This window comes from Kribbella steppae (assembly GCF_004342025.1).
Classification (GTDB): domain Bacteria; phylum Actinomycetota; class Actinomycetes; order Propionibacteriales; family Kribbellaceae; genus Kribbella; species Kribbella steppae.
The window spans coordinates 499941-518017 of the sequence record NZ_SLWN01000006.1 but is presented as its reverse complement, the minus strand read 5'-3'; the positions used below and the strand labels follow the sequence as shown (position 1 = coordinate 518017).

24 protein-coding genes and 1 riboswitch are annotated in these 18077 nt (G+C 67.8%); of the genes, 13 read left to right on the top strand and 11 right to left on the bottom strand.

Annotation, left to right across the window (positions count from 1 at the left end; all coding sequences use genetic code 11):
* Positions 1 to 24 precede the first annotated feature (24 nt).
* Positions 25 to 675, top strand: coding sequence for an SDR family oxidoreductase (locus tag EV652_RS20175; protein ID WP_132210708.1), 651 nt, complete (start codon positions 25 to 27; stop codon positions 673 to 675).
* A 30-nt stretch (positions 676 to 705) separates the two neighbouring features.
* Positions 706 to 1140, top strand: coding sequence for an OsmC family protein (locus EV652_RS20170; RefSeq protein WP_132210707.1), 435 nt, complete (start codon positions 706 to 708; stop codon positions 1138 to 1140).
* Between the two features lie 22 nt (positions 1141 to 1162).
* Here EV652_RS20170 and EV652_RS20165 read toward each other — a convergent pair whose 3' ends face one another.
* The 3 genes from EV652_RS20165 to EV652_RS20155 are packed head-to-tail and all read right to left on the bottom strand — an operon-like array spanning position 1163 to position 3253.
* Complete coding sequence (locus tag EV652_RS20165) at positions 1163 to 1939, bottom strand: SDR family oxidoreductase (protein ID WP_132210706.1); 777 nt, start codon at positions 1937 to 1939, stop codon at positions 1163 to 1165.
* Positions 1936 to 2769 (bottom strand): hypothetical protein, encoded by an 834-nt coding sequence (locus tag EV652_RS20160; protein WP_132210705.1) that lies wholly within the window; start codon positions 2767 to 2769, stop codon positions 1936 to 1938. Before EV652_RS20160 ends, EV652_RS20165 begins: the two co-directional genes overlap by 4 nt.
* A gap of 19 nt (positions 2770 to 2788) precedes the next feature.
* Positions 2789 to 3253 (bottom strand): Lrp/AsnC family transcriptional regulator, encoded by a 465-nt coding sequence (locus tag EV652_RS20155; protein ID WP_132210704.1) that lies wholly within the window; start codon positions 3251 to 3253, stop codon positions 2789 to 2791.
* A 94-nt stretch (positions 3254 to 3347) separates the two neighbouring features.
* Here EV652_RS20155 and EV652_RS20150 point away from each other — a divergent pair, with 94 nt between their 5' ends.
* Together EV652_RS20150 and EV652_RS20145 are read left to right on the top strand one after the other, a co-directional pair.
* On the top strand, positions 3348 to 4199 hold the full coding sequence (locus EV652_RS20150; protein ID WP_132210703.1) for an LLM class flavin-dependent oxidoreductase: 852 nt from the start codon (positions 3348 to 3350) through the stop codon (positions 4197 to 4199).
* Entirely contained in the window at positions 4196 to 4621 is a 426-nt protein-coding gene (locus EV652_RS20145) for a nucleoside deaminase (RefSeq protein ID WP_132210702.1), read from the top strand. The genes EV652_RS20150 and EV652_RS20145 overlap by 4 nt, the downstream gene beginning before the upstream one ends.
* Positions 4622 to 4640: 19 nt before the next feature.
* Here the strand turns inward: EV652_RS20145 and EV652_RS45340 are convergent, their stop codons facing one another.
* On the bottom strand, positions 4641 to 5204 hold the full coding sequence (locus EV652_RS45340; RefSeq protein WP_242001874.1) for an LppU/SCO3897 family protein: 564 nt from the start codon (positions 5202 to 5204) through the stop codon (positions 4641 to 4643).
* Between EV652_RS45340 and EV652_RS45335 the strand changes: the two genes are divergently transcribed.
* Positions 5193 to 6113 (top strand): GNAT family N-acetyltransferase, encoded by a 921-nt coding sequence (locus EV652_RS45335; RefSeq protein ID WP_242001873.1) that lies wholly within the window; start codon positions 5193 to 5195, stop codon positions 6111 to 6113. The genes EV652_RS45340 and EV652_RS45335 overlap by 12 nt on opposite strands.
* Here EV652_RS45335 and EV652_RS20130 read toward each other — a convergent pair.
* A complete protein-coding gene (locus tag EV652_RS20130; RefSeq protein WP_132210699.1) occupies positions 6095 to 7042 on the bottom strand; it encodes a helix-turn-helix transcriptional regulator in 948 nt (315 codons plus the stop codon). The two genes, EV652_RS45335 and EV652_RS20130, sit on opposite strands and share 19 nt — an antisense overlap.
* A gap of 135 nt (positions 7043 to 7177) precedes the next feature.
* Positions 7178 to 7717, bottom strand: a complete 540-nt coding sequence (locus EV652_RS20125) for a DinB family protein (protein ID WP_242001872.1) — start codon at positions 7715 to 7717, stop codon at positions 7178 to 7180.
* Positions 7718 to 7769: 52 nt separating this feature from the next.
* Between EV652_RS20125 and EV652_RS20120 the strand changes: the two genes are divergently transcribed.
* The 3 genes from EV652_RS20120 to EV652_RS20110 all read left to right on the top strand — a co-directional run bounded on the left by EV652_RS20120 (position 7770) and on the right by EV652_RS20110 (position 9642).
* On the top strand, positions 7770 to 8723 hold the full coding sequence (locus EV652_RS20120) for a helix-turn-helix transcriptional regulator (protein WP_132210697.1): 954 nt from the start codon (positions 7770 to 7772) through the stop codon (positions 8721 to 8723).
* The gene (locus EV652_RS20115) at positions 8716 to 9018 is read left to right on the top strand and encodes a DUF1905 domain-containing protein (protein ID WP_132210696.1); all 303 of its coding nucleotides are present in this window, start codon (positions 8716 to 8718) and stop codon (positions 9016 to 9018) included. Before EV652_RS20120 ends, EV652_RS20115 begins: the two co-directional genes overlap by 8 nt.
* Positions 9019 to 9084: 66 nt before the next feature.
* Positions 9085 to 9642, top strand: a complete 558-nt coding sequence (locus EV652_RS20110) for a cysteine hydrolase family protein (RefSeq protein ID WP_132210695.1) — start codon at positions 9085 to 9087, stop codon at positions 9640 to 9642.
* Positions 9643 to 9654: 12 nt separating this feature from the next.
* Here the strand turns inward: EV652_RS20110 and EV652_RS20105 are convergent, their stop codons facing one another.
* Complete coding sequence (locus tag EV652_RS20105) at positions 9655 to 10581, bottom strand: NAD-dependent epimerase/dehydratase family protein (protein WP_132210694.1); 927 nt, start codon at positions 10579 to 10581, stop codon at positions 9655 to 9657.
* A 215-nt stretch (positions 10582 to 10796) separates the two neighbouring features.
* A riboswitch (ZMP/ZTP riboswitch) is annotated at positions 10797 to 10875 on the top strand.
* Between the two features lie 23 nt (positions 10876 to 10898).
* On the opposite strand from EV652_RS20105, the gene EV652_RS20100 reads away from it, so the two are divergent.
* Entirely contained in the window at positions 10899 to 11768 is an 870-nt protein-coding gene (locus EV652_RS20100; RefSeq protein WP_132210693.1) for a metallophosphoesterase family protein, read from the top strand.
* Here the strand turns inward: EV652_RS20100 and EV652_RS20095 are convergent.
* From EV652_RS20095 to EV652_RS20085, 3 genes are read right to left on the bottom strand one after another with little or no spacing between them, the layout of a single operon-like run.
* Positions 11726 to 12421: an HAD family hydrolase gene (locus tag EV652_RS20095; RefSeq protein ID WP_199238284.1), complete on the bottom strand. Its 696-nt coding sequence runs from the start codon at positions 12419 to 12421 to the stop codon at positions 11726 to 11728. The two genes, EV652_RS20100 and EV652_RS20095, sit on opposite strands and share 43 nt — an antisense overlap.
* Before the next feature lie 8 nt (positions 12422 to 12429).
* Positions 12430 to 13074, bottom strand: coding sequence for an HAD family hydrolase (locus tag EV652_RS20090; protein ID WP_199238283.1), 645 nt, complete (start codon positions 13072 to 13074; stop codon positions 12430 to 12432).
* 22 nt (positions 13075 to 13096) lie between these two features.
* Positions 13097 to 13966, bottom strand: coding sequence for a LysR family transcriptional regulator (locus EV652_RS20085; protein WP_132210690.1), 870 nt, complete (start codon positions 13964 to 13966; stop codon positions 13097 to 13099).
* A 74-nt stretch (positions 13967 to 14040) separates the two neighbouring features.
* On the opposite strand from EV652_RS20085, the gene EV652_RS20080 reads away from it, so the two are divergent.
* Together EV652_RS20080 and EV652_RS20075 are read left to right on the top strand one after the other, a co-directional pair.
* Complete coding sequence (locus tag EV652_RS20080) at positions 14041 to 14544, top strand: cysteine dioxygenase family protein (RefSeq protein ID WP_132210689.1); 504 nt, start codon at positions 14041 to 14043, stop codon at positions 14542 to 14544.
* An 85-nt stretch (positions 14545 to 14629) separates the two neighbouring features.
* Positions 14630 to 15214: a dihydrofolate reductase family protein gene (locus tag EV652_RS20075; protein ID WP_132210688.1), complete on the top strand. Its 585-nt coding sequence runs from the start codon at positions 14630 to 14632 to the stop codon at positions 15212 to 15214.
* On the opposite strand, the gene EV652_RS20070 is transcribed toward EV652_RS20075, so the two are convergent.
* Entirely contained in the window at positions 15201 to 16052 is an 852-nt protein-coding gene (locus EV652_RS20070) for an aldo/keto reductase (protein WP_242001871.1), read from the bottom strand. The genes EV652_RS20075 and EV652_RS20070 overlap by 14 nt on opposite strands.
* A gap of 142 nt (positions 16053 to 16194) precedes the next feature.
* Between EV652_RS20070 and EV652_RS20065 the strand changes: the two genes are divergently transcribed.
* Together EV652_RS20065 and EV652_RS20060 are read left to right on the top strand one after the other, a co-directional pair.
* The gene (locus tag EV652_RS20065; protein ID WP_242001870.1) at positions 16195 to 17031 is read left to right on the top strand and encodes a phosphotransferase family protein; all 837 of its coding nucleotides are present in this window, start codon (positions 16195 to 16197) and stop codon (positions 17029 to 17031) included.
* A 111-nt stretch (positions 17032 to 17142) separates the two neighbouring features.
* The gene (locus EV652_RS20060) at positions 17143 to 18051 is read left to right on the top strand and encodes an LLM class flavin-dependent oxidoreductase (protein ID WP_199238282.1); all 909 of its coding nucleotides are present in this window, start codon (positions 17143 to 17145) and stop codon (positions 18049 to 18051) included.
* Positions 18052 to 18077: the final 26 nt, after the last annotated feature.

Below are 18077 nucleotides of genomic sequence, written 5' to 3'. Positions count from 1 at the left end.
TCCGCGGCGGGTTAGGCTCGGGGTATGCGAGTCGTGATAGCGGGTGGACACGGGCAGATCGCGCTGCGGCTGACCAAGCTGCTGGCCGACGACGGGCACGAGGTGGTCGGGATGGTCCGCAACCCCGACCATGAGGGCGACATCACCGCCGCCGGCGGGCAGGCCGCCGTACTCGATCTCGAACAGGCTGATGCCGCGGCTGTCGCCGACGTACTGGCCGGAGCCGACGTGGCGATCTTCGCCGCAGGCGCCGGGCCGGGCAGCGGGAAGGCGCGCAAGGACACCGTCGACCGCGGAGCCGCCACACTGTTCGCGGACGCGTCCGAGCAGGCCGGCGTACGGCGGCACATCCAGGTCGGCTCGATGGGCGCCGACCGGGCCGACTCGTTGACCGACGACGAGGTGTTCACCGTCTACCTCAAGGCGAAGTGGGCCGCCGAGGAGGACCTGAGACGGCGCGACCTGGACTGGACCATCCTGCGACCCGGTGGGCTCACCAACGACCCCGGCACCGGCCAGGTCCGGCTCGAAGACAAGACCGGCAACGGCAAGATCAGCCGCGATGACGTGGCACTCGTGCTGGCCGGCCTCTGCGACACCCCGGCCGCGATCGGCCGGACCCTCGAACTCGTCGCCGGCGTGACCCCGGTGACCGAGGCTCTGAAGAATCTCTGACGTTGCCACAAGCAACAGAATGTGACGGTTATGGGCGACTCTCTCCGGCAGGTGCAGTTCGAGCGCCTCGCCAACAGCAGCTACGAGGTCCGCAACGCACGCGGCGGCACGATCCGGGTCGGCTCCGGCGGTGACGACACCGATTTCACCCCGGTCGAGCTGCTGCTGGCCGCGATCGGGACCTGCTCGGCGATCGACGTCGACGTCGTGGTCAGCCGCCGGGCCGAGCCGACCGAGTTCCGGGCGGTCGTCCGCGGCGACAAGCTGCGCGACCCCGAGGAGGGCAACCGGATGGAGAACCTCGCCGTCGAGTTCACCATCCGCTTCCCCGAGGGCGAGGCCGGCGACAAGGCTCGTGAGGCCCTCCCGCGCGCGGTGAAGATGTCCCACGACCGCCTCTGCACCGTCAGTCGCACCGTCGAACTCGGCACCCCAGTCACCACCACCGTCGACGAAACAGCCTGAGTCAGGCCAGCTGAGTCCCGCATCACGCGGCTAGGAACTCGTGCACACCTCGTAGTCGGGTGCGGAGCAGGGTCTGTGTTCTGGTGCTGTCGAGGCGGACGTCTGAGGGCGGGCCGGGTGTGAAAGGCAGGGCGTGCGGGTCCAGGCCGTCGCGGGTGGCGATCAGGCGGCCGAGGTCGAGGCGGGTGACCGCTTGAGGGCCGGCCACATGCGCGGGGCCTTTGGCGTCGGAGTCCAGGAGTTCGAGTAGCGCCGACGCCAGGTCGGTCACGTGGACCGGGCAGCGGATGTTTCCGCTGTACAGGGCTCCTGGCTCCCCGGCGGCCAACGCGTGCACGAATCGCTCGGACTGCGATTGGCCGTCGTACCCGATGATGAGCGACGTACGGGCGATGACGGCTGATGGGTCGATGGCCCGGATCGCCGTTTCGGCGGCTGCCTTCGCCGCACCGTACGGCGTGACCGGGCACGGGCTCGCGTCCTCGTCGTACGGCTCCGAGCGACCGCCGAAGACCACGTCGGTCGACACGAAGACCAACCGCGTGCCGCGGGCGGCGAGCGCGACGTTCGCCGGACCGTCCGCCGTCGTCGCCCAGTCGGACTGCTGGAAGGCCGCGTGGATGATGCCGTCCGGGCGCACCTTGCGAATGACGTCGTCGACCTCGCCCCGGTCCCGGACATCCATCCGGACGCCACCCGGAACTGGCTGGCTGTAGTAGGTCGGTACCACCTCGTGCTCGGCCAGGCGCACCACTTCGCTCCCCAGGAACCCACTGGCTCCAGTGACGAGCAGCCTCACCGGACCAGGCTACGCCGATGCAGCCGCCAGCCTGCAGTTCGAGTGGCGCGTCGCACCTCGGCGACCGTGCGGATCTTGCGCGGCGTCATCCAGGACTGCGAAGGCTTGTGCAGCATCCACCCGGTACCGATGGTGATCGCAGCATGCTGGACGGCGTGTGCCGTATCGCGCCAGACGAAGACGGTGCCTGGTACGTCGTCCCGTCCGCCGGCAATCGTGGCGTCCGCAAGCCAACGCTCGAATGGCTCGCGCAGCATCCAGATCTCGTCCGCCCCGTCGACACCGGCCGCGGCCATCACCGTGCCGAAGCAGTTGGGGCCGCTGCCGGATGGGAAGGTGCCGGCCAGTCGGCGTACAGGTTCGGACGGCCAGTCGACGACCTCTGCATGGCGGCTCGGGCCCAGGTCCTCGCTGACGATCCTTGGCAGCACAATCTCGGCCGAGTCGTGAAGCAGCGACTTCCACCAGACGAAGCGGTGACCGTCTGCTTGACGGCGGAGCTCCGGCCCGAGGACGGACTGCCAGCGGCGGACAGTCGGGACGGCGGCTCGGTTGTGGTTCACCTGGGCGCGGACCAATCGCGCTCTGATCGCCTTGGGCAGACTCAGGTACGCCGGTTCGTCGAGCCAGCTGACCAGCACAGCGCTGCTGTCGACGCCGTACGTCCGGTAGGTGTCGCGCTGCTCAGCCGTTGGTTGACGGTCGTCGACAGGCAGATCCCACTCGGTTGCCTGCTGGCGAGTGACGAAGAACGGCTGGACGTCGGGCGCCAGCCAGTCGATCCAGTTCTTGAGCAGGGCGGGGGAGACGTCGATGCCAAGAGCCTTCACCGGGGCAACGTTCCCACGGTCAGAGTGTGGACGTCGCCGGGTCTTGCTGCGGGCCGCGGTAGGGCTGGGTCTGGGAGTAGACCAGGTTCGTGGTGGTGCTGCCGAACTCGGTGAGCTCGTTGACCAGCTCCTCCAGATGCGGCATCGAGGCGGCGGCGACCTTGATGGTGTAGCAGTCGTCGCCGGTGGTGCGCAGGCATTCGAGGATCTCGAGGCGTTCCTTCAGCAGCCGATGCAGCGGCTCATGCTTGTTGCCCGGGTACTTCAGCCGTACGACGGCCAGCACCGGATAACCCACCTTGGTCAGATCCACCTCGGCGCGATACGCGGTGATGATCCCGGTCGACTCCAGCCGGCGGACCCGCTCGGTGGTCGCCGACGCGCTGAGGTTCACCCGGCGGCCCAGTTCGGTCAGCGACATCCGGGCGTCGTTCTGCAGCTCGACCAGGATGGCCCAGTCGGTCTGATCGAGACTCTCGGTCATATCGCGAATATACCGGCGATTCCACGGCGGAACCCATCGGACGCCGGGAGCATTCCCTTCAGAATCCACCATCGGGATGGATAGCCTGAATGGCGTGGAACTCGGTGTGAACGTCCCCAACTTCGGCCCCGGCACGGACCCGGGCCGGCTCCGCGACTGGGCCCGCACGGTCGAAGGCCTCGGCTACGACCTGCTGATGGTCTCCGATCACGTAGCCATCACCCCCGATGTCGCGGAGCAGTACCCGGCGCCCTTCTACGAGCCGTTCACCACGCTGAGCTGGCTGGCCGGCATCACCGATCGGGTCCGCCTCGGCACCACCGTGCTGATCGCGCCGTACCGCCACCCGTTGCTGGTGGCAAGGATGGCCGCGAACCTCGACCAGCTGAGCGGCGGCCGGCTCGTCCTCGGGGTCGGTGTCGGCTGGGCCCGGCAGGAGTTCGAGGCCCTGGGTGCCGACTTCGACCGGCGCGGTCGCGTGACCGACCAGACGCTGATCGAGATCCGTCGCGCCTGGGCGAACGACAAGGACTACGGCGGCGGTCACATCCCGCTCTGGGTCGGCGGCCGCAGTACGGCGGGACTCCGTCGGGCCGTCCGCCTCGGCGACGCGTGGCACCCACTCCGGGAACGCGTCGACTGGTTGCGAACGGCAATGGATCGGCTGCGGGTGATCGCGGCCGAGGAAGAACGCCCGGTGCCCGAGTTCGCGCCCCGCATCCTGCTCCGGCTGACCCCTTCGGCGCTGCCCGACGACGAGCGGGTCGCGGGTGAGGGCTCGCTCGACCAGGTGCTGGCCGATATCGACGCACTCCGTGATCTCGGCGCGCGGAGCGTCGTACTGGATCCCTTCGTAGGTGATCCCGCCGAGACCGAGCGGCCCGAGGTGGCCTGGCAGGCGCTGGCGACGATCGCGGCGCACCGACGATGGGAGAAGGACACGTGACCCCCGAAGCAGAAGGCTTCCTCCGCCGCGCGATCGAGCTGGCCGCGGCCGCGCGCCGATCCGGCAACCCGCCGTTCGGCTCGCTGCTGGTCGGCCCGGACGGGACGGTACTCGTCGAGGAGCAGAACTCGACCATCACCGACGCGAACATCAGCTTCCACCCGGAGTTGAAGCTCGCGGTGTGGGCGGCCAGTCAGCTGGACGCGGAGACGGCTGCGGCGACGACGATGTACACGAGCTGCCAGCCGTGTGAGATGTGCTCGGGCGCACTGGCCCGGTCCGGTCTTGGCCGGGTGGTCTACGCGCTGTCGGGTGAGCAGCTCAACGGCCTCAAGACCGGAGGCAGCTTCCCGGCCGTACCGCAGGAAGGCCCTGCTCTGTACGACGAGGCAAAGGTGCCGGTCTACGGGTACTACCCGTAGACCGGCACCCCCTGGAGCCTCAGACCGGGGCGAGGCAGAGGGTGTACTTCTGCGAGCCCACCTCGGAGGTGTACGCCGCCTCGTAGCCGGCGAACTGCTGACACTTCGCGTCGTCGACGGTGTCGTCGAGCTTGCCGACGACCTTGTACTCCGCGTCGGACGAAGCGCAGTCGACGATCTTGACCCTCGGGCTGGCCGCGGTGCCCTCGTTCACCACACAGGATCCGACCTCGGCTTCGGACGTCGTGGTGATGTTCAGGTTGATCACCACGATCGCTGCGATCAGTGCGATCGGGAGCAGCAGCATGGCCATCGCCGGGCGCTGGACCAGCGGCTTGCCCGGGTTCATCGGCCGGCCGGGCGCACCTGGAGCCGGCTCGGGCAGCTTGCGGAACTTCGCCCAGGGCTCGATGTTCATCAGCATCGTGATCGGGTTGACGATCATCGATCCGATACCCCACCAGCCCTGCCACAGGCTCTTCGCGGTCATGTCCCGGACGGTCGCGATCCCGCAGGTGCGGCAGAACGGCCCCTGCAGCTTGAGGAACCGCATCACCACGATCATGCCCTGGTGACCGCGCACGGTCGCCTGCTCCGCCGGGACGGCACCGCAGAAGCGGCACTGCAGCGCACCCTGCGGCATCGGCTGCCCCTGCTGCTGCGGGAACTGGCCCTGGTGCTGTGGGTGCTGACCCTGCTGCGGGTGCTGGCTTTGCTGAGGGAACGACTGCCCCTGCTGCGGGAACTGCTGACCTTGCTGGTGCGGCGCCTGCTGCTGAAACGGCTGCTGGGCGTACGGCGCCTGCTGCGGCTGGCCCTGATGCTGCGGCTGACCCTGGGGCTGACCGTGCGGCTGGCCCTGTTGGGTGTACTGCGGGAACTGCTCCGGCGGCGGTCCGTAACCACCCGGCTGACCGGGGTACGGGTTCTGCGGGGGCTGGGGAGGAGATGTGGTCACGGACGCTTCCTGAAAGACGTTGACGGAACAAAACGAACCACCGCACCTTACTCACCCCAGTGGTCCATTCGGCCCTCCCGGTGTGAAACCGTGCTGCCCATGCTCACCATCGGCCCGCTGGAACCGTCGGATCGCGACACCTGGCAGCAACTGTTTGCCGGGTACAACGAGTTCTACGGCCGGACGATGCCGGCCGAGTTCTACGATCAGGCCTGGACCAGATTCGAGCAGGGCCACGAGATCCACGCCCTCGGCGCCCGCCTCGACGGCCAACTGGTGGGCATTGCGCACTTCCTCACCCACGCCAGTACGACGGCACCCGACTCCTGCTACCTGCAAGATCTCTTCACCGCTCCCGAAGCCCGCGGCCAGGGCGCTGCCCGAGCGTTGATCGCCGCCGTCACCGACTGGGCGAAGGAGCGCGGTTGCGGCCGCGTCTACTGGTCCACGCACGAGTCCAACGAGACCGCCCGGCGCCTCTACGACCAGGTCGCCGAGAACCGCGGCTTCATCCTCTACACGATCCCGCTGTAACGAGCCGCCAGCTCACGCCCGAGGCGGGCCAGCTCGGCCTGCACCGACGGCGGATCGATCACCTCGATCGACCCACCCCACCCCGCGAGGTGCTGCGCGATCATCAACGGTGTCGGCGCCGTCACCTTGATCCGCACCCGGTCGCCCTCCATCCCGTCGACCTCGCAGTGCCGGCCGAGCCGGTCCTGCATCACCCACAGGTGCCGTTCGTCCATCAACACGGTCGCGGTCAGGCCGGAGCGCCGTACCTCCATCTGTTCGACGATCTCGTTCCACGCCGCGGACAGGTCGAAGTCGGCCGGCCGCTCGAACGCCTCGTCGGTCAGCTCGGCCGACACCACCCGCTCGACCCGGAACGTGCGCTGCCCTTTCGGGGTCCACGCGATCAGATACCAGATGTCGTCCTTGTCCACGAGCCCGAGCGGATCGACCAACCGCTCCGACCGCTCCCGCCCGCGTCCCGCGTAGACCAATCGGACCTTCAGACGTCGTACGACGGCATCCTGCAACCGACGCACCAGCTCCGGACGCTCCTTGGTGTGTTCCCCCCAGCGGGCCGGGTCGATCACGACCGCCTCGGCCGCCGCCTCCGCGTGCTCGCGGAACGTCTGGGGGAGTGCGCGCACCAGCTTCCGCAATGCGGCCTTCGCGTCCGGCGCGATCAACGCCGCCGGGCCGACCAGCAGGAACAGCGCCTGCGCCTCCGGAGCGCTGAGCCCAGTGAGATCGGTCCGCGCACCACCGATCAGCTGCCAACCGCCGTTGCGCCCCGGCTGTGGATAGACAGGGATGCCGGCCGTCGACAACGCCTCGAGATCGCGCCGTGCCGTCGCCACCGAGATCTCCAGCTCGGCCGCCACGTCGGCCGCGGTCACCCGGCCGCGCGACTGCAACAGCAGCAACACCGCCACCAATCGATCCGCGCGCACCCGACCATGCTCGCAGACAAACCGCTCACCCGCTGAGCACTTATCCGACCACGCAATCTGATGTCGTACGCGTGTTCTCCTACCTGGCCGACGACGACTGGCCGACCAGCCGGGCCTAGCCGCCCTTGCTGGTGATCAGCTTGGTGGTGCGCCCTCGCCGACGAGGCCGTCGATGGACTCGCGGATCAGGTCGGCGTGGCCGGTGTGCCGGGCGTACTCCTCGATCAGGTCGACGAGGATGTACCGCAGACTCGCCGACCGGCCGTTGCGCGAACGCTTCGCGAGTTGGTCGATGCCGCCGGTCGCCAGCGCCTCTGCGACCGCCTTGCGTGAGCGCTCGACAGAGGCCTGCCACAGCGCCATCAGTTCCTCGGGGGAGTCGTCGGCTGCTGAGCTCCATTCCCAGTCGGGGTCCGCGTTCCAGTCGACGGCGTCCCACGGCGCAGGGAGCTCCCGGTCGTGCAGCCGGCCGGTGAAGTATTCGTCCTCGACCAGCGCGAGGTGCTTGAGCAGCCCACCCAACGTCACCGTCGACGGCGGATGCTTGGCGGCGAGGCCGTCCGCGTCAAGGCCGCCGCACTTCCACGCGAAGGTCCGGCGATTGCGCTCGAGCGCGCCCACGAGCGTGTCGACCTCGCTACCGGCAAAGGGGGGCTCTTGTAGTTCCGTGTCCATGGGCATCAGGTTAGTGTCGGTTCCGGACGATTCACTTCCGGAATGGTGAGTTATGGCGTACGACGTGAGTCCGACGGCCCGGACGTTGATGGTGCTCGAGCTGATCCAGAACAGCCCGGGCATCACGGCCGAGCAACTGGGGGAGAAGCTCGGGGTCTCCGAGCGGGCGGCCCGACGGTACGTCGCGATCCTGCGCGAGGCCGACATACCGATCGAGTCGGTCCGCGGCCCGTACGGCGGCTACCGGGTCGGCCGTGGATTGCGGCTGCCACCGTTGATGTTCAGCACCACGGAAGCACTCGGTCTGGTGATGGCGATCCTCGAGGGGCCGCGTGGTGCGGACGATCCGGTCGACGATGCCCTCGGCAAGATCATCCGCGTGCTGCCGGAATCGATCGCCCGTGCGACAGACGCCGTACGACGAGTGAGTGCGCGCGGACCCGATCCGGGTGCTCGTACTCCCGATCCCGAGATCACGGCTCAACTGGTCTCCCACAGCACCGCCCAGCGCCGCGTGCTGCTGGACTACGAACGCTGCCCGGGTGAGGGCTGGACCATGGACGTCGATCCGTGGGCGGTCGTCGTACGCCGGGGTCGGTGGTACCTCCTGTGCTGGTCGCATTCCAAGTCGGCCAAGCGGGTGCTGCGCGTCGACAAGATCAAACGGGTCGACCCTTCTCTTGACGCGACCTTCACGCCGCCTGACGATCTGGACCCGCTGGCGGCGCTCGAGGAGCACCTGGCGCTGGGCTGGAAGTACAAGATCGAGGTCGTGATCGACGCATCGGTCGCCGACTCGGCCTGCTGGATCCCACGGAGCATGGGCCGGCTGGAGGAGATCGACACCAACCACACCCGCCTCGTCGCCAGCACCGACGAGCCGGACTGGTACGCCGCCCAGCTCACCGCGATCAAGGCGCCGTACCGGATCCTCGGCGCCCCCGAAGTACAGGAAGCCGGCCGCGCACTCGGCCGACGGTTGCTGGAGGCAAGTGCCTGTGACTGAGATCGAGTTCGCCGGGGAGATCTGGTTCTGGCGCGGGCCGGCGCCGTGGTACTTCATCACCGTGCCGGAGGACGAGAGCACGTACTTCGAGGCCGAGGCGAACTTCGTCACCTACGGCTGGGGGATGATCCCGGTCCAGGCCGAGATCGGGGACAGCGTCTGGGACACCTCGATGTTCCCCAAGGACGGGCGGTACATCCTGCCGGTGAAGGCGGCGGTGCGGCGGGCAGAGGAGCTCGACGACGGCGACGTACCGACCGTGCGACTGCGACTTCGGAGCTGGAAAGTCTCCTGATGGAGAAAACTGTCGGTGGGTGCATCTAGTGTCCGTCCTGCAACCCCGGCAGAGGGAGGGAACGAGATGTCCACGTTGTCAGATCGGCCGAACACGGCACTCGTGGTGATCGACGTCCAGCAGGGCGTCGTGTCGGAGGGGTACGAGCGGGACCAGGTGGTGGCGAACATCAGCACCCTGGTCGGCAAGGCACGCGCCGGTGGAGTACCGGTCGTCTGGGTGCAGCACAACAGCGAGCACCTGCCGAAGGACAGCGACAACTGGCAACTCGTCCCCGAGCTGAAGCGGGACGAGTCGGAGCCGCTCGTCCACAAGACGTTCGCCGACTCCTTCGAGGAGACCGACCTCGAGGACGTGTTGGCGACAGCCGGGATCGGCCGGATCTTCGTCAGCGGGGCGCAGACCGACGAGTGCATCCGCTCGACGATCCACGGCGCTTTCGTCCGCGGGTACGACGTGACACTCGTCGGCGACGCCCATACCACCGAAGACCTCACCGAGTACGGCGCCCCGCCGCCGGACAAGGTGATCTCCCACACCAACATGTACTGGGAGTCCCACCGAGCCCCCGGCCGCACTGCCGCGGTGGAGAAGACCGCAGAGGTCACCTTCAAGGAAGGCTAGCCTCGGGCTCCGTCAGCCGTTGACCCAGGCGGGGAAGCCGTCGCGCCAGCTCGGGTACCTCGGTTCCCACTCGAGCTTCGTGCGTGCCTTCTCGTTCGAGGCGCCACGGGCGGTGGTCATCTGGGCGAGGACGAATTCACCGGCCAGCAGTTTGCCGAGCCAGGCGGGCATATGCAGCGGGGGCTTCGCGCCCGCGATCTCGGCGAGGTACGGCAGCCACTCAGCGACCGGTGCCGGGTCATTGTCCACCACGTTGTAGACGCCGGGCGCACCGCGCTCGACCGCTGCGAGCGTGGCTGCTGCCGCGTCGGTGGTCTCGATGAAGGACCAGACTCCGGTGCCACCAGCCACGATCGGCATCTGCCGCTTCCGGACCATCTCCACCATCGGATCCGAGGCGCCCGGCCCGTAGAAGGTGCCGTACCGCAGCACGATTCCCTCGGGTGCCTTGAGCGGAACGGTCTGGTCGACGTACTTCATCGCCGCCATCGTCTGCACGCCGGACGAGACGGGCTTCGAGATGAGCGGATCGGTCTCGGTCTTCACCGGGCCGCCGGACTGCTCGTAGACGAAGTTGTGGCCTTGGGCAACGACCCGGCGGGTGCCGGCCCGCTCGGCGGCCGCCAGGAGGTTGTCCGTGCCGCGGGTCCGGAGCGCGTTGGTGGCTGCGAACACCTTGTCCATCTTGCGGAGGCTTTTCATCTCGGCCAGCGCGGTCATCTGGTGCACGATCACTTCGGGCTCGGCGGCGCAGACCGCAGCGATCACTCCCTCGCGATCCAGCCCGTCGACGACGACCGGCTCTGCACCGGCCGCACGCAACTGCGCGACCTTGCCGGGGGACCTGGTGGTGGCCGTGACCTGGTGACCCGCCGCGACCAGCCCGGGGACCAGGTGCCGGCCCAGTACTCCGGTCGCTCCTGTCACGAAGACCTTCATGTTCGTTCCTTTCGTATCTGCCGTCGCGGTGTAGACACGTCCCGGCTCGAGGCTGTGACATCGGCGGCCGGTCTCTTCGGAAACACGACGAAACGGGATTCGAACGATCCATCGAACCGCTTCGACCTACGAAGGTGACGAACAACGTGAAGCTCCTCAACAATTGGCTCGCCAACTCCGGTACGCCGGCCCCGTCCGGCCGGGGCACCGGTAGGCTGGCCGGACACGACTGGCGAGGGTGGGCGCGAACCACCGGGGAGTGACAGCAGGGCATCGACCGCCTGGGTGCCCGAGGCAACGAAGTCGAGGAGCCTGTCGTGCATCGTGTTCTGCAGCTGTCCGACACCCATGTCAGCCGCACCGGCCCGGACGAGGACAGCGTCGACGGTCTCGCCGCGTTGCAACAACTGCTGTACGACGTACGCCATGTGCCGGCGTTGGACCTCGTCGTGGTCAGCGGCGACATCGCCGACGACGGCTCCAAGGAGGGCTGCCTCGCTGTTCGCTCGGCCGTCGGCTCGTTTGCTGCGGAGCGAGGGATCCCGCACATCTACAGCACCGGAAACCACGACCGCCGAGAGGGCTTCGAGGCCGCGCTCAGCTGGGGCCACCTCGGCCCGGACGGCTCACCGATCGGGCGGCGTGCACAGGTCGACGGCGTGATCGCAGCGGTGAGCGAGATCAACGGGCTGCGCGTGATCACCCTCGACAGCCTGGTCCCCGGCGAGACCCACGGAGTGCTGGGCCGCGAACAGTTGGACTGGCTGGCCGCCGAGTTGGCTACACCGGCGCCGGACGGATCCATCGTCGTACTGCACCATCCGCCGATCTCCGTGGACGCCATCCTGTACATGAAGTCCGTCGTACTGCAAGAACCTGCGGCGCTGGGTGATGCGCTCGCGGGGACCGACGTACATGCCGTCCTCTGCGGCCATCTGCATCACCAGCTGTCCGGCATGGTGGGGGAGAAGCCGGTGTGGGTTACTCCAGGTGTTGTCACTCGCATCGACCTCACCGCACCGAGCGCTCTCGCCCGCGGCGTGCTAGGCGCCGGAGCAACCGTCATCGACCTGGGCGGCCCCTCCTCGCCGATGTTCCACATCCTCCACGCCCGCGACCCGCGCGCCGGCTCAGAGGTCTACGTCTACGACCCACTGACCGGCGAAGACACCACCGAGAGCTCATGAAGGGATCGGATCCGACGGACCCCGGCTTCAGCATGCGCGTCGTACCGATCGACCAGAACGGCGTCGATCCCGACAGCCAAGGCGCCGCGAACGTCCTTCTCGAGTGAGTCGCCAACCATCAGTACGTCGGACGGCGTAAGCCCGAGCCGGTCGACTGTCTGGAGGAACGCGCGCGGATCTGGTTTGCCGGCCGGCAACGTCTCGGACGAGATCAGTACGTCGACCTCGTCCGCGAGCCCGAGCCGATCGATCTTGTAACGCTGGTGATCCTCGTTGCCGTTGGTGAACACCACAGCGGCCAACCCCGCTGCTCGGACCTGCCGCAGTGCCGGCACGGCATCCTCGAACAGTGTCCAGCCGGCTTCGTAGCGACGCAGGTAACCCAGGAACAGCTCGTCGGCCTTGTCATCGCTGACCGTGACGTCGAGGAAGGCCCGCACGCGCTGGCGTCGCTGCTCCGGGAAGGTCAGCTCGCGGCGCTGGTAGCGCATGTAGTGCTGCTCCGACAGTTCGGCCCACCTGTCGGCCACGGCTGAGTCGGTGATGCCGTGCTCGGCGGCCCACTCGACAACTGCGGCGGCCGCAGCGGACTGCTGGTCTACGAGGGTTCCGTCCAGGTCGAAGAGGACGGCTTGAAGCGTCGTGTCAGGCAACGCTGAACTCATTGACTACCGAGCCAATTCTCGAGGGACGGGAGTACGGCGCGCAGGTCGCGGCCGGTGACTTCGACATCGGCGAGGGCGCGGGCCCGCTCCGTCGCGTTGAACGCAACCGCGAGGCCGACCTCAGCGAACAACGGGAGATCGGAAAGGCTGTCACCCACGGCCACGCAGCGGTCCAGCGTCAAACCGCGCTCTTTGGCAAAGCGCACAGCGAAATCGCGCTTCGCCTCGGAGTCGTAACTGCTGAGAGGAATGCCGGTGTAGATCCCGTCCCGCACTTCCAGCCTGGGGCCGCAGGTGTCGACAAAGCCGAACGTTTCACACAAATACACACCCACTGGATGCCAAGCGAGGGTCGCCAAGGCGGGAATCACGTCATGATCCACGCACCACTCGACGACCTCGGCGATGCCGTCCACGAGCGGGAGCACCCCAAGCCATTCCCGGATCTGCGTCTCGCTCGTCCCGGCCCAGCCGCGCGCGTCCAGTTCCTCGACGTACCGCGCCGAAACCAGTCCCGCATCCCACGCGGCCTCCGCTTCGGCCACAGCGTCCGCCCGCCCGAGGTGGCCGGCCAGATGGACCGCCGACGAGATACCGGGGACGAGCGTTCCATCGACGTCGAAGAAGGCAACAGCTTTCAACACACGGTCCTTGTCGTCGGGTTCAATCGAGCTTCGCCGCGTCGGCGAGGGCTGCCAGGAGGGCCGCGGTGGCGGGTGGGTCGGGTGGTTCGCCGTACGTCGCTGCGTAGACGTGCCGGCGCGACCCCGGCAACTCGCTCGCGACGATCCCGTCCGTCCGGTGGGCGCGTAGGGCCAGTCCTGGCATCGTCGTGACGCCCAGTCCGGCGGCGACCAGCGTCTGCATCACGACCATGTCGTCGGATATGTAGCCGATCTTCGGCTCGTAGCCCTCCTCGGCGCAGAGCGACAGCAGGTGACTGCGGCACCGGTCGCAGCCCGCGATCCAGGTCGCGTCCCGCAGGTCGGCGATTCGTTGCCCTTGGCCCGATGACAGGAGGTAGAGCGGGTCGTCGAGCAGGTGATGCAGGCGTACGCCGGCCGGCTCGGGCTCAGTCTCGTCGTACCGGAAGACGACCGCGACGTCGATCTTGCCGGTGCGCAGAAGCTCGAGCGCCTCGGGTGGGTGCATGTCGGTCAGGCCGATCTGCAGCCCTGGATGAGTACTGGCCAGTGCGGCGACGGCGCCTGGGATGAGGGACCCGATGGCGGACGAGAATCCGGCCAGGCGGACTCGGCCGGCGGTCAGGCCGACATGGGCGGCGAGCTCGGCATCGACGGCGTCGATCCGTCCGAGGATCTCGGCGGCGCGGACGGCGAGGAGCTGCCCGGCCTGCGTGAGCCGGATGCCCCGGCCGACGCGTTGAAGTAGTTGCGCGCCGGTCTCAGCCTCGAGCCGGGCCAGGTGGTGCGTGACGGACGGCTGGGAGTAGTGCAGCTCCTTCGCCGCCGCGGTGACGGACCCGTGGCGGGCGACGGCCTCGATCACGCGCAGGCGGGTGACATCCAGCATGCATCAACTCTATCTATCAATGACCATGAAAGTTGGCATTAGACGTATACGTCCAGCGCGCGCACCCTCGAATCATGACCATCACACTGACTCACCCCATCACCGCACTGGCCGCCGGTGTGCGCACCGCCGTCAACAAGCACGCGGACTGGTCCGGCACCGCCGAGCTCGTCGCGGAGCAGCTCCGCCTTCACCTGCCGGGCCCCGACGTACTCACTGCGGAGCAGCGCGACGGTTCGCCGGACAGCTACCGCAGCCACACGCTGCACGTCGAGCCCGACGGATCGTTCTCGATCATCGGCATCGTCTGGCGGCCCGGTCAGATCACCCGCATCCACGACCACGTGACCTGGTGCGTCTTCGGCGTCATCCAGGGCACCGAACACGAGGAGCTGTACGACGCCGACCTCCGGCTGGTCGGCACGAACGACAACCGCGTCGGCGACGTCAGCGGCTTCGCCCCACCCGGCGACATCCACCGCGTCCACAACACCACCGACGCCACCGCCATCTCCCTCCACATCTACGGCACCGACGTCACCCGCATCGGCTCCACCGTCCGCCGCTACTACGACTGACCGACGTGTCGAATGCTCGTGGGCGTGTTCGACGGACAGGTGAGCGGTCGGACGAGCTGACCGCGTCGCTTCCAAGGAGACGACCATGTCATCGACGGTGTTGTACATGTCCATGTCCCTCGACGGGTTCGTCGCCGGGCCCAACGAGACGCGCGAGCACGGGCTCGGGGACGGCGGCGTGCGACTGCACGAATGGACGACCGGGCTCGACGATCCGGCCAACGAGGACGGGGACCGGCAGATGCTCGAGGACTTCCTGTCCACCGGGGCGGTGGTCGCCGGCCGCGGGACCTTCGAACCGGCCGAAGGCTGGGGCGGCGACCACCATGACGGCGTACCGATCTTCATCTACAGCCGCCACCAGCCCGAACCGGAGTTCGCGAACTGGCCCTTGGTGACGTACCTCAGCAACCTGGAGTCCGCCGTACGTCAGGCCAAGGAAGCCGCCGGCGACAGGAACGTGCTGGTCCACGGCGTGACCGTGGCTTCAGAGTGCCTGAACGCTGGTCTCCTCGACGAGATCCAGATCCACCTCGTCCCGGTCGTCTTCGGCCAGGGCCGCCGACTGCTCGAACACCTTGACGCCGAGCAGATCGAGCTGGAGACCATCGACGTTCTCCGCGGCCGCGACGCGACCCACCTGCGCTACCGCGTCCTCAGTCGTCCTTGAGATTGTCGAGTACGGCGACCTGCTCGGGGGAGAGGCGTAGGTCGCCGGCGGCCACGTTCTCCGCCAGGTGGTCAAGGCTGCCCGTGCCGGGAATCGCGAGAACGTGGTCGCCGCGGCTCAACGTCCAAGCGATGCGGATCTGAGCGGGTGTCGCGTCGTGCTCACGGGCAATCGCGAGCACCGCATCGTCCGTGGCGACACCACCCGTCTCGCGACCGGCTGCGGTGACTGCGAAGAACGGCACGAATGCCATCCCCTGCTCACCGCAGAGATCCAGCACCTCGTCGTTGACGCGGCCGAACCCAACGCCGTACCTGTTCTGCACCGCGACGACCGGCGCGATCGCTTGCGCCTGCGCGATGTGGTGCATCCGGACGTTGGACAGGGCGAGATGCCGGATCAGGCCCTTGTCCCGCAGCTCGGCCAAGGCCCCGAAGTGCTCAGCGACGGAGTCGAGGCCGTGCTGGCGGAGGTAAACGACGTCGAGGACGTCCCGCCCGAGGTTGCGCAGGTCCTTTTCGACGAGCGCCCGCAACTGGTCCGGCGACGCCAGACCGGCCTCGGTCGGCCCGATCTTCGTCGCGATCACCAGTTCCTCCGGGTACGGCGCCAGCGCACGGCGAACCACGTCGTTCGCCCAGCCGAGACTGGTGAACTCCAACGACCGCTCGGGCCCGCCGTACGACGGGTAGAAGTCGGCGGTGTCGAGGTGGTTGACGCCCAACTCGACGGCGTGACGCAACAGCGCGATCGCCTGCTCCTGGGTGTGTTGGCCGTCGCCGCCGGCGAGACGCTTCGTCCCGAAGCCGATGCGCTCGACCGGAAGGTCGCCGATCAACGACTTGCGCCACGCATTTTCTGGTGATAAGTTAATTGGTAAGGGTGCATTTTTCTGTGAATTCTGCATTCGGCCAGGATAAGCTCAGCTGTGAATTCCGTCCAGCTTTTGTGGCAACTTTTTCTCCACTATGATTCGCCTCGTGATCGACGAGCGTCAGCGGCTTCTGCTGCAGGACTGGCTGCCGGGAGCCGAGGTCGTGAAGGACCACAGCTGGGGCCTCGTCGGCACGACCGTGCTCGAGCTGCGGCACGACGGCACGCAGTACGTCGCGAAGGCCGGCGACCCGGATGACCATCACATCGCGCGGGAGTTGCGCGCACACCGCGAGTGGCTCGAGCCTTGGACGTCGCGGGGGAGGGCACCACAGCTCGTGCAGGCCGATGCCGAGGCGAAGCTGCTCCTGACGCGTTATCTACCGGGGGAGTTGGTGGAGGGAAGCGAATACGAACAGCTTCCCGACGTATATCTCCAGGCTGGTGAATTACTGGCGCAGTTTCACCAGCAACTCGCAGTAGAGGATTTCGAATTCGAGGCCAACGAGAAGAAGAAGTCACTCGCAGCGCTCGGCAAACCTCACCGCATCGCACCTGAGTTGACCGACCGACTGCGTGCGGAAGTCGAGTCCTGGCCGACGCCTGGAACGACGTTGGTGCCGACGCATGGGGACTGGCAGCCACGGAACTGGCTTGTCCACAGCGGAGTGGTGAGCGTGATCGACTTCGGTCGCGCCGGTCTCCGGCCGGCCCTGACAGATTTCGCCCGCCTTGCTGTTCAGCAGTTTCAGACGGACCCAGCGCTCGAGTCTGCATTCCTGCACGGCTACGGCTCAGACCCGCGCGACCCCGAAGCCTGGCGCCCCAACCGCCTCCGCGAGGCAATCGGCACCGCAGTCTGGGCCTACCAGGTCAACGACACCGGCTTCGAAGAACAAGGCCACCGAATGATCGCCGAAGCATTGGCCGACTCGGTCGACTAGCAGCTCTCCGGTTGAGGTCGCGGGGGAGCAGCCACGCCGGCGATCGCATACTGGGGGTGGGGCGACGACTGGTGGGAGGGTGGAGTGGACCTCGGCGTTCATCTGCCATTGATGGAGTTCGAAGGCGAGGGGCAGTCCCTCGCCCGGCTCCAGGCGACCGTGGATGCGGCGCGCGAGGGTGGTTTCGCCGCGGTGTCGGCGAACGACCACTTCGTGTTCTCCACACCCTGGCTCGACGGGCCGACAGCTCTCGCCGCGGTGCTGGGGCGTTCTGGAGAGCTCACCTTGGCCACGACGATCTCCCTGGTCGCCTTGCGTGGGCCCGCACCGCTGGCCAAGACCCTCGTCGCCCTTGACGTTCTGTCCGGCGGACGGCTCATCGCCGGCGTCGGCCCGGGCTCGTCCCGACGCGACTACGACGCCGTCGGAATACCGTTCGAGGATCGATGGAGCCGCTTCGAGGAGGCGGTGACGATTCTTCGCGCACTCCTGGGCCGAGCGCCGGCGCCGGAGCAGACGCGCTTCTACGCATTACCCGACGGCGAACTGCTGCCCTCGCCGGTGCGGGACGGCGGCGTTCCGGTGTGGATCGGAAGCTGGGGATCGGCGGCCGGGCTGCGCAGGGTCGCGCGTCTGGCGGATGGTTGGCTCGCTTCGGCGTACAACACGACCCCTGAGCAGTTCACCGCCGGGCGCGAGCGCCTGGCCGGTGAGCTCGATCGGCAAGGCCGTCCGACCGACGCGTTCCCGAATGCGCTCGTGACCATGTGGACCTACGTGACCGAGGACCGCACCGAACGCGATCGCGTCCTTCACCACGTCCTCGCCCCGTTGCTCAACCGCGATCCCGACGCCCTCCGCGAGCGAGTATGCATCGGGTCTGCCGGCCACTGCGTCGAACTGCTGTCTCGGTACGCCGAGTCTGGCTGCCAACGCGTCGACATCTGGCCCATGGGGGAGTCGGCTCATCAAGTCGAGACGTTCGCCACCCACGTCGCTCCACACATCAGCAGAGGTTGATTGTCGTAGGCCCAGAACTCCCGAAG

Bases quoted from the DNA above. Each gene is read 5' to 3' on its own strand.
- EV652_RS20175 (WP_132210708.1), top strand. From the start codon at position 25: ATGCGAGTCGTGATAGCGGGTGGACACGGGCAGATCGCGCTGCGGCTG.
- EV652_RS20170 (WP_132210707.1), top strand. From the start codon at position 706: ATGGGCGACTCTCTCCGGCAGGTGCAGTTCGAGCGCCTCGCCAACAGC.
- EV652_RS20155 (WP_132210704.1), bottom strand. From the start codon at position 3,253: ATGACCGAGAGTCTCGATCAGACCGACTGGGCCATCCTGGTCGAGCTG.
- EV652_RS20125 (WP_242001872.1), bottom strand. From the start codon at position 7,717: ATGGACACGGAACTACAAGAGCCCCCCTTTGCCGGTAGCGAGGTCGAC.
- EV652_RS20120 (WP_132210697.1), top strand. From the start codon at position 7,770: ATGGCGTACGACGTGAGTCCGACGGCCCGGACGTTGATGGTGCTCGAG.
- EV652_RS20110 (WP_132210695.1), top strand. From the start codon at position 9,085: ATGTCCACGTTGTCAGATCGGCCGAACACGGCACTCGTGGTGATCGAC.
- EV652_RS20105 (WP_132210694.1), bottom strand. From the start codon at position 10,581: ATGAAGGTCTTCGTGACAGGAGCGACCGGAGTACTGGGCCGGCACCTG.
- EV652_RS20085 (WP_132210690.1), bottom strand. From the start codon at position 13,966: ATGCTGGATGTCACCCGCCTGCGCGTGATCGAGGCCGTCGCCCGCCAC.
- EV652_RS20080 (WP_132210689.1), top strand. From the start codon at position 14,041: ATGACCATCACACTGACTCACCCCATCACCGCACTGGCCGCCGGTGTG.
- EV652_RS20075 (WP_132210688.1), top strand. From the start codon at position 14,630: ATGTCATCGACGGTGTTGTACATGTCCATGTCCCTCGACGGGTTCGTC.
- EV652_RS20060 (WP_199238282.1), top strand. From the start codon at position 17,143: ATGGAGTTCGAAGGCGAGGGGCAGTCCCTCGCCCGGCTCCAGGCGACC.